The following is a 13,885-nucleotide window of genomic DNA, read 5'->3' on the forward strand; positions in this document are numbered from 1 at the left end:
GTTTGCATGTTTAATTTAGTGTTATAAAACAGAATATTAGATAGTTCCAAAATCATTGGATCAACACCTATTTATGAAAGAAAGATATTTTTTATTTAGCCTATTGGTTTATTTGCTATTGCCCTTTTGTATACTTTCGTACTATACATATCCGGGACTTGAAGATTATTCACAATCGATGCTTTCACAAACATTGGGGCGTTTTGTACATTTCAAGGATTTGTATTTCACCTATGACGGAAGATATTTTGTAGCTCTACTTTATGCAATTAACCCACTGGTTAATTACAATTTTTGGATGTATAAACTTATTCCACTGCTTCATTTTGTGTTATTATATTCAGGACTATTATACTTAATGAAAGTAAGTTTCCCAAAAACAAACTTAAACACCTTATTGCTTTATTCTATTCTATTATTTGCAATGAGCATTTATGTTTTCCCCTCTATGCCTGCAGCCTTTTATTATATGGTAAGTACAATGGTGTATTTCACACCAATGGTATTAACTGTACTACTGTGCATATTAATTATACTAATGTATAAATCATTAGTAGGAGGACGTAAGTTTATATATTTACTACTTGCTTCTATTTTTATTTTAATGATTTTGGGATGTAATGAAATGTATCTAATCCTATTGCCTTATACCGTATTCAGCTTAGTAATATACTTCTCTTTCAAAAAATCTGATCATAAAGCTGAGAGTTTCATTTTATTGTTTGCCGTTGCTTGTGGTTTATATATTCATCTATCTGCACCTGGTATCCAATCACATTTCACACAAGAACCTATTAATTTTGACTTGGCTTATTTATCAAATAAAATAAGCATAACTATTTCGCAAAACATAAAAATAAACTGGACTTGGCTTAAAAATCATTATTTACTATGGGCTCTAAGCGTTCTATATATTCCTGTAGGAATAAAACTGGTTCAAAACAACCCAAGTTTGCAGCAAAACAAAAAATCATATTTGCTGTTTTGCGTATCTGCTTTAGCAATATACTTAATATTACCCCTGCCCTATTACTGGGCACTAGATCATGTAGAAGGTGATTATCCGGATAGGATATTCAATGTAACACATTTTCTTTTTCCATTTCTGTGGTTTTTTATACTTCAAAACATACTTAATTTTTCTTACCCCTATTTAAATATTTCGCTAAATATTAATAATGTAAATATTATTTCAAGCTTTACTTTTTTGGGATTATTGCCATTTTCACCTACCTGGAATTCGGCAGTAACTGATATTCTTAGTGGAGATGCTCGAAATTACCATCTTGAGATGCAAAAACGTTTGGAGCTATTAAAAACTCATGACAAAAATGATATCGTATATATTGATACGCTTAGAAGCAAACCCAAAACAATTTTTAGCGGCTTCGATTTACAAAATAACAGGTTTGGAGGATGGAATGAAGTATACGAGAGCTATTTTAAAGTCCAGCAAATTATTTTAGAAGGAGATAAGGAAATTAAACCAAGGAAAAAAAGCAAATTCAATTCAAAAAAGATTAGCAAGGAAGAATTACAAAAAAGATTTTTATCAGATAATATTCCTTTAGAGAATATAGACTCGGCAATTAATATTGGACTTTTTGATCCAAGTGATTCATTATGTAATAAACAAGTACTTGTTTATCCACCAATCAATTTTGAATGGATAGACCTTAATAAAGATATTGAAAAAGGGGGTGTTGAAGGTCTAATTGCTTTAACATCTTCATTATATCAAATATTTGCGGATCCAAGGATGCCTCAAAAAGAAAACTATCCATATGAAAAAATGTCTTTAGATTCTATATTATCAAATATAATATCAGGTGTTTGGGCACCTCAGTGCGGAGGAATCTCATTAATTACTTCAAGGATAATAAATGAACTGGGTGAAAGTAATTATTTTGCTACTGCTGCACATTTAGATGAAATTGAACACGATATATGCCTTGTTTATTTTAAAGAAAAGACTATATTATATGCTGTGGCTATAGATGTTCAAAATGGTATCATTGGTCCAATCTATAAAGACTCTCGTAAGGCAGTATCAATAGATGAATTAAAACAAAACATAAATATTACCGATAATGTTACCCTACTTCATTTAAATGACAGTATCTTACGCAGGAAACGAAATCTGTACGAAGAGATTCCCGCTTGCAACTTTTTTCCATTGGATATAGAAGATTACCATTTTGCTCAAAAAGAAAATGAATATAAATTCGAAATTTTGAGTTACTCCCTTCATTATTATTTATGGTTCAAAAAAAACAGATTGAATGAAATTGACTTAATCAGTGATATTAATAACAAGATCATTTTACATGAGTCTTTAAACAAAGCAATTATTAATTCTAATTAAGTTTCGTATAGCATTTATATCCGAACAAGAGGAATGTGCTTGACCAATAGAATATTTATATGATTCTAAAAGTGATGTTTGTGCAAAGTTCTTTTATCATTATGGTGTTTTAAAAGCTTCAACTATTCTATTGATTTTATGGCAAGGTATATATTTTCAATTGACAATTGTTCATTTTATAGAAAATTATACAAAAATTAATTGCCCTGCAAATTCCTATGCTTAAAAGATTCTACAAAGAAATAAGTAACTTTATCAGTAAGTTGTAAGCAGTATTTTGTCACATTTGTATTTTAAATCTTAAAATCAAATACATGTTTTTTATATTGATAATATTGTAACAAAACTATAAATTAAAACTGTGATTCATAGCACCATACACAATATAAACTTGCTTTTAAGAAACAGTATATTTTTATTGGTTTTGTCATTTTTAACACTATTATTTAGTTATTTTCTATATGGGTTCTATTATGTAAGATATGAACCTATTTTTACAGCAATGATTGAGGGAGTGCTTACTCCAGGAATGCCTTATAATGATTTTTATTATTTAGTTCATATACTACTCATTAAGGTTTACTCTTATTTTTTTACAAGTTTCCCAGAAATTCCCTGGTTAAGTGTATTCCAATACTCCTACTTGTTGGTTAGCCTTTTTATAATTTTAAATATATTCAGTAAATATGTTTTAAAATTCAAAAACTATTTAGCTGTCGTTATACTACTAATAATATTTTATAGTGAACAAGCAACAACTCTAATATGCACCAATATTGGTTTTTTAATGAGTTTTTCAGCTCTCTTTGCTTTGGCATATGAATTTAGGCACAATAAACTCACTTATAAAAGTAGGCTGTTCTATAATTTATTTTATGTAGCGGGGCTTTTCACACGACCTGAAGCTGCTGTTTTAATGCTATTTATTGTTGGGCTTTATTACTTCTTGATTTTAGATCAAAATAAATTAATCACAAAGTTTACAAACTCAATAAAGCTATATCTGATACCAGCGATAATATCGGTAACAGTAATTATATGGTTTGCCCATGATATCAGTACATCAGATGCATTTTACAAAAAAATAGAACCGGATGTAGAGTATGAACTCACCACGAGGAATAATATCGTATCTGTAAACAAAATGAATAGCTACATTGATACAATGAGATATAAAGCTATAAATAAAAATATGTGGGGAGATGCTACAACTAATGATGCTGAATTTCTAAGATCATTAATTGATAAAGAAATGGAAACAAGGGATTATCAATACATGATGATGAATACCTGGACACTCTTTTTTAACGCTTTGTTGGCTTCAAAATTCCTTTTCCTGTTTAATATTTTAATTATTTTATTCATAACGCTGGCCGGGTATGTAAAAAAGAATAAAGAAACTTTAAAAATGCTCCTTTATCATATTATTATTTGGATGTTTTTTCTCTTTATTGGGTATAAAGTTAAAATGACAGATACAGGAATGTCTGTATTATTATGCTCTATCAACATACTTTATGTATCTTTTTTGTTTATAGTTATTGATATTAAAAATAATGCGTTGCAAAATATTTTTTTGATGTTGTCCCTTGTTTTTTTCTTAGGGCATGGAACAAATTTATGGTTCAAAAGCAGGAGCTTAAATAAGTTTTATATAGAACAAAAAAACCTGAAAAGTGAATTTGATGAAATCATTCAAGGCAAAAATATTTTCCTAAACAGCCAATCTGCAAGTATGATATTAAATGCATTTAAACCATTTGAAAGTTATAAATTCAACAATTACCAAAGTGTGGTATTATTTGATATCCAACATATAAGCACCGTAGAACCCTACAGGTCTTATTTACAAGCTTATTGTAATTGTGACCCCAATCATTACGGTGAATTCTTTAAATTTGTAAGGAAAGGAGGAGAGGAAAACATTTTTCTAATGAGCGCATCTTATAAAGACTTCCTTACAGAATACCTGAATGTTGTTCATAAAATAGATATCCAATGGAAACTCTTATATCCAGCCAATCCTGATGAAAAGGAAGCTGTCAGGGCATATACAATAAAACAATCATGACAGACATAATTTTAAAATATAAAAATATAGAAAACAGCACCATTGATAAAGCTACACTTTCATCATTGTTTCAACGCAATACTGACATCATTAACATTGATAATTTCATCAGTCTTAATACTGCTGATGAACTTTTAAGTGCCCTAAGAATTTCAGATAAAAATGAGGACAAAGGTTATTTTAGACTTCCTGATGGATGTTTTTTTCCTTTTCCATACTCTATAATTAGGGGCGATCAGGAAAATGCTGCTGAAGCACTAAATAACTATTTAAGTTCAAACAAATCATTTTCAAAGCGTTTTTTCACAAGTGAGCATGCTGCTGCAAATGTAATAAGAAAGCAAATAGAACAATCAGGAGGCACAAAACTACTTTGTTTACCCAATCAAATTTGTCTATCTCCAATGAGCTTTCGTGTACTTTTTTCCGGAAAAAATGGTATTGATATACATTGTGAAAATGCATTTTTAAACCAATTAGATTCAGAATTTAAAAAAAACATTTATGAAGTGATTGATCTTGAAAATGCATTGTCCCTTTTTATTACATTACAAGCTCCCGAAGAAGGTGGTGAACTGGTATTATTCAATAAGTCATGGGAAAACACACAAATCAATGTTAATGAAACATCCTATGAAGAACGACATAATATTGATGGGTCTATTTTTAAGAATAGAGGGCATACAAATATAGAGCACTATATGATAAAACCTAAAAAGTGTTCTGCAACAATTTTTAGGGCTGCTCAAATATGGCACAGTATCAATTACATTGAAGGGAACCTCGATCGCGTTACAATTGGTTGTTTTATAGCAGAAGGAAAGGATGGAAACATTTATTATTGGGCCTAAACTTGATTAATAAATGCTCTTTTAATCATTACCTTCAATTTTCTATATAAAGAATTATGGAACAGATATTAAAGGACAAACAATTAAATTCAGCGTATCATAATAAAGGATTTGTGAAGTTTCCCTTATTTGATGCTATGCAAATTTCAGAAATCAAAGAATTTTACAACTACATTCGCGAGAAACACAATGCTAAAAAAAATAATGCTTTTCATACTACCCTAAACACCAGTGATAGCAATATAATTAATAAAGTTAATGATTTCTTAATACCTTATTATAAAAAAGAAATTAATAAATATTTAATAAACTACAATCTAACGATAAGTGTATTTTTGACAAAAGACAGAGGTAAAAATTCTTCTGTAACCATTCATCAAGATGGCTCGTTTGTAGATGAAACAAAACATACTGCATTTGGTCTTTGGGTTGCTTTAGACAATACAAACGTCTTAAATGGATGTATGCAGTTTATTCCGGGAAGTCATAAATTTTACCCTTCCTTGCGAATTTCACCAGATCTCCCTCCCTATTTTTATTCTTTTAAAGATGCTGCGGTCGATTATCTTGTTGACGTACCATCAAAAGCAGGAGAATGTGTTATGTTCAATCAGGCTATAATACATGCTTCAAGGAAAAACTTTTCAAACAAGCAAAGAGTAGCTTGTATTACAGGTGGGTATTCAAAAAATGCTGAATTTACACATCATTTTTTACCAAAGGGAAATCCGCTATCAAAAATCGAAAAATATAAAATCAGCGTTAAATCTATGTTAGAAATGAAAAAAGATGAACGTCCTAAACACGCTGAATTTTTAGGGTATATAGATTATAAAGCACCGGACGTTTCATTTGAAGTATTTAAAGATAAATGCGAATTAAATGTTGGCACTTTATACAAATACAGAAATAGAATTATCAATAAATTAATCGGAAAAAGCAGTTGAATTTACAACAACACTACTTAATATATAAATTACAATGATAAAATACGAAATATTACAGCAGTCTATAGAGAATATAGGTTTCAGTAAAATACAACTGGGCGATCAATCTATGATAGATGACTTAAAAAGTATTTTTAGGAAATATTATCAGGAAAAAATAAAGGATCAAGACATGTCTGTTACGCATAATGATCCTAAAGATCGGAACAACTTAAAAGTACACAATGAAATAGTAAATACGATAAAACCATATTTTGATCAACATTTTGAAAACTTTAATTTTCTTGCGAGTCATTTTGTAGTAAAAAGAGCAAAAAGCAATGAAGCATTTCAACTTCACCAGGATTGGAGTGCTGTTGACGAAAGATACTATCAAAATTACCAAGTTTGGATCCCACTTGATGTTTCTTATCCTGAAAATGGAGGGATTTGTTTTATCCCTGAAAGCCATTCCTTTTACAACAATATACGCTCTGGCAGTATGGGAATTACCCATATTCCAATCGACAAAAAAATGCATCCATATTTATCCTATATGAGACTATTTGCTGGAGAAGCTGCTGTTTTTCATAATAAAACATTTCACGGGTCATTTATTAATTCAACTCCAAAGGAGAGAGTTGCAGTATTAGTAAATATCACACAAAAAAATGCCCAGGCGCTTTATTTTCATAAAGATGATTCAAATCCAAATCAAATTGATGCTTTTGAAATTAACACAGAAGAAATTTTTCAACACTTACCTAAACTAGAAAAGGGGATACTTCCCTTTAAGAAAAAAGCTGAGTTTTCTATTGAAAACAATGTGACCCAGAATTCAGAAATTACCGCCTCGGGGTTGATTGATAAAATCCATGAACATAATGTGAGCAAAGGAAGAGCTAAAACCTACGAACATAAAATATTTCATATACTTAAAAGCCAGAAAATTGAAGCAAAGATAAATGAAAAAGGCTTTGTAGTTGTTGATCTTTTAGACGATAACACCATAAAAAAACTCCAAAATAAATTTGAAGAAACATTTCCTGATACATCTTTATTCAGAGGGACATTTTCATCCCTAGAATTGGAAAACGCTAAAGACAGAAGAGATTTGCATAAGTTTATAATAAATACAATAAAAAATAACTTAGATAACTACTTCAAAGATTACAAATCTCCTGTTAGTTTGCTTTACTCAAGAAAAGCAGATAACCAATACCCACTGGAATGGCACAACGACCCTTCATTAATATTTAATGAATCTATAGAACCACTATATGGCATATGGGCACCATTTATAGATGTGGATAATAATACTGGCGCATTAAAAGTGATACCCGGTTCTCACAGGATTTTTAATAAAATTAATTTTGCTTACAACGTATTTAAATGGCCATTGGAAAATAAAAGGAAGTTTTTGGATAGTTATGGTAAAACTTTTCAATTAAAAGCAGGCCAGGCAATTATTTTTGATTCCCGTATAATACACTCATCAGAACCAAATCAAACACAGGTTAATAGAAACAATATTGTTTTAAGAGTTCACCACAAATATTCCGAATATTTTAACGTGATTACTGCTTCAAATTCAGCAGATAAAGGTATATTGTATAAACAAAGGGAAGATTATTTTTTTTCAGAAACACATAAACTTCATAATGTTAAACCTAATACTGGAGATAATGTAGGAGAAATTTATTTGTTTTACGATGATATCGATAATAACTATATTAAAGAAAAATTAGAACATTTAACATAAATAAAATAACAATTATATTCAACTCATATTAAAAAGTTTGATATTAGCTCTTATATATTCTAAAGGATAATTTTTAAGCATGAATTGCTTAAAATGTTTATAGTCGAGTTGTTTAAAATTGTAATTATGATATCCTAAAAATTTAGAGGAAGGGCGCTGGTTTTTCTTTAATTCAGCAAAACTTTTAGTGTCGAATGCATATCTTTCTATCTTACTCTCTGGATTACCTGGTTCCAAATAATAAAAATTCCACTTAGCCTGCTTTGATTTAATTGATAATACAGCAGCTATTCGCTCTTTACCGGAATGATTTGCTGTCGCACCATGTATAAGCTTATTATCAAAAATTATTGCTTGACCTGATTTCACTGGAATTTCTGTTGAATATTCAGGGATTTGATCTTTAAATTTATTAAAAAACGCGGGGAAATCAGGTGTTACAACAAGACAATCTGTAATTCTATGCGAACCTTTAACAACACAAAGGTTACCATTTTCACTATTTGTATCCTGAAGGGCTACCCATATATTAGCACTCATATATTCATCAGAATCTACTAATGTAGGATCCTGATGATATGAAGTTTGGCTATTATCACCGGATTCTTTAACCATGAAAGAAGATAATATATGATCATATTCGTGTAAAATATCAGAAAGCTTTGGAACCAATATGTTTTTTATTTTTTCATCTAATTTTAGAATTAGATCTACATTAAAGGTATCAGTTGTGCTGTGCATCATATTTTTCACAACTAAATGCTCTTCTTTATGATCAAAGTACAAATCCCTGAGCTTTTGAACCTCAACATTATTTAGCAAATCAAATTTAACACATCCATCTTTAATGAATTTACTATGTAGCTTGCTGTTTTTAAACTTGATCATTTGCTTTGTGTTATATCTTTAACATGAAGATTGCTGAAACTAGATTATTGCCTAATTTATATTGCTTATTATTTAAGTATTAAATTACATGCTGTAAGTAATATTTAATACAGTATATCAATCTGTATACATTAGCATTAAATAGATTGACTCATTCAACCATTTTATGATCATTTACTTTCCATTCAGCCAAAGGTTTTATAAAAACATTCTGGCCTGCACCAGAAAAATCATAAGTGTTGATACCCTCTTTAACCTCAAATTTTATTTTAACGGGTAATTTATAAGCTTCTTCAGTATAAAGTTCTCCTTTTTCAGGATCCTTACCAAACATAAAGTCAGCATAAAATACACCTGAACTTAGAAGATTGGGAGGAACATTACATTCTAAAGTCATTTCCCCTTTCTTATGTTTTAAACTATTAAGTTTTTCGTAAATTGATTTATTATTACTTGAAACAAGGGATATAATGGGCTTCATGTAAATATCGTACAATACAATCATTAGATGCAATGACCATCCTTCTATTTTTTTTAAAACAGTAATTTTAATTTTAAATCCATTTTCATATGTAATATCACTTGAATTGTCTACAGGTGTAATTTTAAAATCCAACACTTCAATGAGTTCATTGGCTAATTTATCTTGTGTTTTATTGATGTTATTTGAAAATTTTATTTTTTGACTTACAATATTTTTATCTTTTTCAGGAAAATATTTTGATTCAGCATATGATTTAGTCATGCTTTTATAATAATTTTCAACGACTTCACCTGCTTTTCCAAGCATTTTAATCTGTCCTTCTTCAAGCCAAATGCAATCTGTACAATTTTCCAATATTTCATCGGGGCTATGCGATGCCAAAAGCAATGTAGCTCCATCATTGGTTATTTCTTTAAAATACGAGGATGCTTTTTCCCTGAAGGCTGCGTCACCTGCCTGCAAAACCTCATCAATAAAAAACAAATCGGCATTGATGTGAAAACCAGCCGATAAAGCCAGTCTTACAAACATACCACTGGAATAATGTTTAACAGGCTGTTCAAAATATTTACCTAAACCACTGAATTCTTTGATTTCATCTATGAAATCATTTTTTAAACTCCCATTAATCCCATTAATCTTCAGAAAGAAGTTGGTGTTTTCCCTTCCTGTAAGATCAGGAATAAAATTACTGCCTAATTCTATAAGTGCATTTACTTTTCCCTTTATAACAGCACTGCCATTAGTAGGTTTTATTAAGCCGGATAAGATCTTTAATAACGTACTTTTTCCTGAGCCATTTTCGCCTATAACACCAATTCTTTGATTTTTATAAAACTGTACATTTATATTATTCAATGCATAAAAACCAAATTCACCCTTTTCATTTGGATAATACCCCTTAGACAAGTCCTTTATATCTATTACAAGCTCTTTTTCAATCTCCATAAATTAAATATTAACATGCTATTATAACGGTCATGTACCTTATTAAATACTACTGTTCCAAAAAACAATCCACTTCTTTAAATACGTTGCAGAATCCTTCTACTTTTAGAAGCCTGAAATCACCTTTTTTAAAATTAAATCTAATTTCTGCAATAACATCATGATTTTGTAAAACCCTTGCAGAATAGTAATCAGGCTTTTTATTTAATAAGATATCATTGCTTACAATACCTGATAATCTCATAAACTCTATAAAAAAAACATACTCATCCTCTGTATTCATTTTGTACTTGTTTACCAATCCTTCGCATAAAAACTCATTTTCAAGTCTTTTTGTAAATCGTGCCGATGGTATAAAGTGGTCGTCACATTTCATCTGCATTACACAAGCAAAATTATCATCTTTTAAGAAAGTCTTTTTTCTCACTTCATTTGCATAAAGTCCCAATACCAACAAGAGTAGCATAGTTATGATCGTATAAAAAACATTGTTACTCATACAATAGATCCCTTATTAAATCCTTTTTGGTGATCGTATCACTTGAAAATCTTACTTCCACAACTTCAAAATAAGATTCATAGGCTTTATTCCAATATGCTGCTATTCTGTTGGGTTGTATATCCGGATCGTTATGCACACTGCGCGGGGTATCCTTCAATGGCTCCAATATTGCTATACTCCTGCAATGTTGTCTTTGATCTGCTTCACTAAGGATTTTATACCTTTCTTTCATTTGCATATCAAATCCCTCAAGTCTACCAGAAATATAATCATGCTTTAATAACTGAATATTGCTTTTTTGAGTAAAAAATAAAAAAGTGAAAAGACATAAAGAAACAAACAATAGATATTGCCTCATAACTCTGTCAATAAGCTGAAATTTAAAAGAATTAAACACTATAATTAAAACCAAAAAAGACAGTTGGGCACCTGTCCAAACTGATGTGTATATTCTATGGGGTAAAAACTCCTCATGTCCCATTGGCACATAAAAGGCATAGATCATCAGGTAAACAGCAACAAAACAGGCCAAAACACAAAATATTCTATTCCTAAATGAAAGCGAAGGAAGTTTAAGGTTAAGCGTTAGCACATCTTTAAATCCCACCAACACAATTATAAAGTAAATAATAAAGATGCCTCCCTGGCTGAGCAATAAAAACATTTCCTGACTAAAATCCAGCAAGCTTTTACTGATAATTTCATTGTAATGATTTTCATGATGTTCATTTTCGAAACTAGAAAACCTATTGCGGATTCCCGGACACATTATAAAAAAGGCATAGCTTATAAATGACAGTACAGACAGCAGAACCAGGACATAATATTCCCGCTTGTAAATATAGTAGTGATATAAGCCAAATCCTGCCAACAGAAATGCATTGATGACCAACATCATCTCATTGATGCCTACAGAGCTAACCAAAAAAACAGAGGTGAGTAAAAAATACAGTTTCTTTTTGCCTTCGCTATTTGAATTGTAAAACCTGATTAAAGTGGAAACCCAAAGCAATGTAAAACACCAGCAGTACAAATACACAAATGAACTCACCAGCCAGTATAATTCGTGCACCAATGATGGTGTCAATGCAAAATGGACTGCAACAAAAAAGGAGCTCAATAAAAGGGTTTGAAATTTCTTTTTTCCTCCATTTAAGGTTTGTAGAAAATACCAAACAGAAAAAACAAAGAAAAGAATGTTAAATGCTATGGTCCACTTGTAGCCGTCAAGCCAGCCAAGTGCCATGGGATTGATACCATGCAGTATATTGGTAAAATAACGCCCATCATAGGTGACCAAAAGATGTGATGCTGCATTTATAACACCTTCTGACTTTGGTGCTGAAGTCAATGAAAAATCCTCGGCATTGGGATGACTAAAATAAGCCCCTAAAAAAAGCCAAAGAAAGCCATACACAACAATCAGCAAGAGCAAACCACTGTTAATTTTTTTGATAACACTTGCTGTATTCATTTATGAATTGCTTTGTTTAGGAGAACAAGCTTTCTTTGATTTTTTGCAGAATACCTTTTTTGGGTTTTTGGTCTGGAATGTCAGGTTCAATTTCCTGTTCTTCACTAAAGGAATGATTCATCTCAAACCCAGCACTCTCTTTCATCTCCTTTAATTTCCCATACAATGCCTCTCCCCTATATTGGGGCAATTGATATGGTATTGAGCCAATACTCTTTCCAAAGTATGGGCGTTTGCCAATATCGTTCACAAAGTCTTTGAAGCTGATCAAAAAGTCATCATCCACCTTAAAAACTTCCAACTCATCCTTTTCAGGTACTTTGTAGTGAAAATACATCTGGGCATCTTTGCTCTTCAATCCAGCTGTTATGGCTTTCCTGATTTTATTGCCCTTATTGGGTGGTGAATAATGAATTACACTTTGATTTAAAACTACAGCCGTGCCCGCTTTCACCTCCATTGGCTCCAATTCTTTTACCACCATTTCATCATCACCGCTAAAAAAGAAGGGCAATGTTGGCGCCCTGACCACATTGAGGTTATCAAAATGACTCCCCGGGAGAATCATTATTGGTCCATTCTTGAGCGTTACATCACACAAAGGCACCCAGCAATTTAATGCTACGTTTTCTTTCTCATCTACAATTGTCCAGTCTTGATGGGCTTGCAATTCACTGTTTTGACCGGGAACCTTATACAAAAAAGCCCCTCCAAATGGTGTGTAGTCTATAAAATTCTCTTCGTAAGCCCTGCTAAATACTTTTACAATCTCATCACTGGCTTTTTTCTTGTAATCAAAGTCACCACTATAGCTTCCACTGAAAAATCCTGATTGCTTATCTACATTAGGATGAAGCTCATCAAAAAACCGATCTAAATATGCGACTTCATCTTCTGTCAGAAATGGCAGCACAATAAAGCCTTGTTTATCGAATATTTTTTGGTGCTCTTCTTTTTTAAAAATCCTTTTACTCATTACCACAATATTTTTAAACTTAACCTCATAGACACATAGAAATCATAAATTTTAATGGTCGGGCAAATCCCTGAAAAATTCATTTACATAAGTCTTTTGTCCCTCACTAAAAATATTGGTTACATTGAAATTTATCATTAGGCCTTTGGGTTTTTCCAATAATTTCATGTAGGTCAACAAAATGGCTTCATGAATTGGCTCTATTTCTTTGGCAGACTTTAATTCAACGACAATTGCGTTTTCTACCAACAAATCACACCTTAGATCAGCCGCAACATTCAAACCCTTATAGTTCAATTCAATGTACTGTTCAGACTGAAAGTTGATACCCCTAAGCTCAAGTTCATGCACCATACACTTGTGATAAACACTTTCAAGAAGACCAGGACCTATTGCTTTATGTACTTCAATAGCCGCACCTATAATCTCGTAAGTCAATTCATCAAGGTATTTTTTTGTAATCATCCTTTAAATGCTTTATTACCCTATTTCCTACATGTTTTTGTAATTCTCAAGAATCAATAGTTAAATATCATTCAGTGGTTCATGCCTATATTGCTTTTCATTTCTATGTTTCCTCAATACCTATGTTATTGCTTCATTCCTATGTTTCCTCAATACCTATGTTGTTGCTTCAT

At 31.1% G+C, this 13,885-nt stretch carries 11 protein-coding genes; 5 read left to right on the forward strand and 6 right to left on the reverse strand.

Going from position 1 to position 13,885, the window contains the following annotated elements; genetic code table 11:
• The first annotated feature begins 73 nt into the window (after positions 1–73).
• The 5 genes from WD048_01875 (at position 74) to WD048_01895 (ending at position 7,975) form a co-directional block, all read left to right on the forward strand.
• Entirely contained in the window at positions 74–2,365 is a 2,292-nt protein-coding gene (locus WD048_01875) for a hypothetical protein (protein ID MEX0810934.1), read from the forward strand.
• A 502-nt stretch (positions 2,366–2,867) separates the two neighbouring features.
• Positions 2,868–4,436 carry a hypothetical protein gene (locus WD048_01880; protein MEX0810935.1) on the forward strand — a complete coding sequence of 523 codons (1,569 nt, stop codon included), beginning with the start codon at positions 2,868–2,870 and terminating at the stop codon, positions 4,434–4,436.
• Positions 4,433–5,287: a hypothetical protein gene (locus WD048_01885; protein MEX0810936.1), complete on the forward strand. Its 855-nt coding sequence runs from the start codon at positions 4,433–4,435 to the stop codon at positions 5,285–5,287. Before WD048_01880 ends, WD048_01885 begins: the two co-directional genes overlap by 4 nt.
• Before the next feature lie 56 nt (positions 5,288–5,343).
• Entirely contained in the window at positions 5,344–6,234 is an 891-nt protein-coding gene (locus tag WD048_01890) for a phytanoyl-CoA dioxygenase family protein (protein ID MEX0810937.1), read from the forward strand.
• Positions 6,235–6,268: 34 nt separating this feature from the next.
• Positions 6,269–7,975, forward strand: coding sequence for a phytanoyl-CoA dioxygenase family protein (locus WD048_01895; protein ID MEX0810938.1), 1,707 nt, complete (start codon positions 6,269–6,271; stop codon positions 7,973–7,975).
• Between the two features lie 18 nt (positions 7,976–7,993).
• On the opposite strand, the gene WD048_01900 is transcribed toward WD048_01895, so the two are convergent.
• From WD048_01900 to WD048_01925, 6 genes are all read right to left on the reverse strand, one after another.
• Positions 7,994–8,863 carry a phytanoyl-CoA dioxygenase family protein gene (locus tag WD048_01900; GenBank protein MEX0810939.1) on the reverse strand — a complete coding sequence of 290 codons (870 nt, stop codon included), beginning with the start codon at positions 8,861–8,863 and terminating at the stop codon, positions 7,994–7,996.
• Positions 8,864–9,014: 151 nt separating this feature from the next.
• Complete coding sequence (locus WD048_01905) at positions 9,015–10,295, reverse strand: ATP-binding cassette domain-containing protein (protein ID MEX0810940.1); 1,281 nt, start codon at positions 10,293–10,295, stop codon at positions 9,015–9,017.
• A 49-nt stretch (positions 10,296–10,344) separates the two neighbouring features.
• Positions 10,345–10,794 carry a hypothetical protein gene (locus WD048_01910; protein MEX0810941.1) on the reverse strand — a complete coding sequence of 150 codons (450 nt, stop codon included), beginning with the start codon at positions 10,792–10,794 and terminating at the stop codon, positions 10,345–10,347.
• Positions 10,787–12,271 (reverse strand): DUF6056 family protein, encoded by a 1,485-nt coding sequence (locus WD048_01915; GenBank protein ID MEX0810942.1) that lies wholly within the window; start codon positions 12,269–12,271, stop codon positions 10,787–10,789. Before WD048_01915 ends, WD048_01910 begins: the two co-directional genes overlap by 8 nt.
• Before the next feature lie 16 nt (positions 12,272–12,287).
• Positions 12,288–13,247, reverse strand: coding sequence for a phytanoyl-CoA dioxygenase family protein (locus tag WD048_01920; GenBank protein MEX0810943.1), 960 nt, complete (start codon positions 13,245–13,247; stop codon positions 12,288–12,290).
• Between the two features lie 51 nt (positions 13,248–13,298).
• Positions 13,299–13,712, reverse strand: a complete 414-nt coding sequence (locus WD048_01925) for a GxxExxY protein (GenBank protein MEX0810944.1) — start codon at positions 13,710–13,712, stop codon at positions 13,299–13,301.
• Positions 13,713–13,885: the final 173 nt, after the last annotated feature.

This window comes from Chitinophagales bacterium, assembly GCA_040877935.1.
Taxonomy (GTDB): Bacteria; Bacteroidota; Bacteroidia; order Chitinophagales; family CAIOSU01; genus JBBDNB01.

Bases quoted from the DNA above. Each gene is read 5' to 3' on its own strand.
- WD048_01875 (MEX0810934.1), top strand. From the start codon at position 74: ATGAAAGAAAGATATTTTTTATTTAGCCTATTGGTTTATTTGCTATTG.
- WD048_01895 (MEX0810938.1), top strand. From the start codon at position 6,269: ATGATAAAATACGAAATATTACAGCAGTCTATAGAGAATATAGGTTTC.
- WD048_01905 (MEX0810940.1), bottom strand. From the start codon at position 10,295: ATGGAGATTGAAAAAGAGCTTGTAATAGATATAAAGGACTTGTCTAAG.
- WD048_01915 (MEX0810942.1), bottom strand. From the start codon at position 12,271: ATGAATACAGCAAGTGTTATCAAAAAAATTAACAGTGGTTTGCTCTTG.
- WD048_01900 (MEX0810939.1), bottom strand. From the start codon at position 8,863: ATGATCAAGTTTAAAAACAGCAAGCTACATAGTAAATTCATTAAAGAT.
- WD048_01880 (MEX0810935.1), top strand. From the start codon at position 2,868: ATGATTGAGGGAGTGCTTACTCCAGGAATGCCTTATAATGATTTTTAT.
- WD048_01925 (MEX0810944.1), bottom strand. From the start codon at position 13,712: ATGATTACAAAAAAATACCTTGATGAATTGACTTACGAGATTATAGGT.
- WD048_01910 (MEX0810941.1), bottom strand. From the start codon at position 10,794: ATGAGTAACAATGTTTTTTATACGATCATAACTATGCTACTCTTGTTG.
- WD048_01885 (MEX0810936.1), top strand. From the start codon at position 4,433: ATGACAGACATAATTTTAAAATATAAAAATATAGAAAACAGCACCATT.
- WD048_01920 (MEX0810943.1), bottom strand. From the start codon at position 13,247: ATGAGTAAAAGGATTTTTAAAAAAGAAGAGCACCAAAAAATATTCGAT.
- WD048_01890 (MEX0810937.1), top strand. From the start codon at position 5,344: ATGGAACAGATATTAAAGGACAAACAATTAAATTCAGCGTATCATAAT.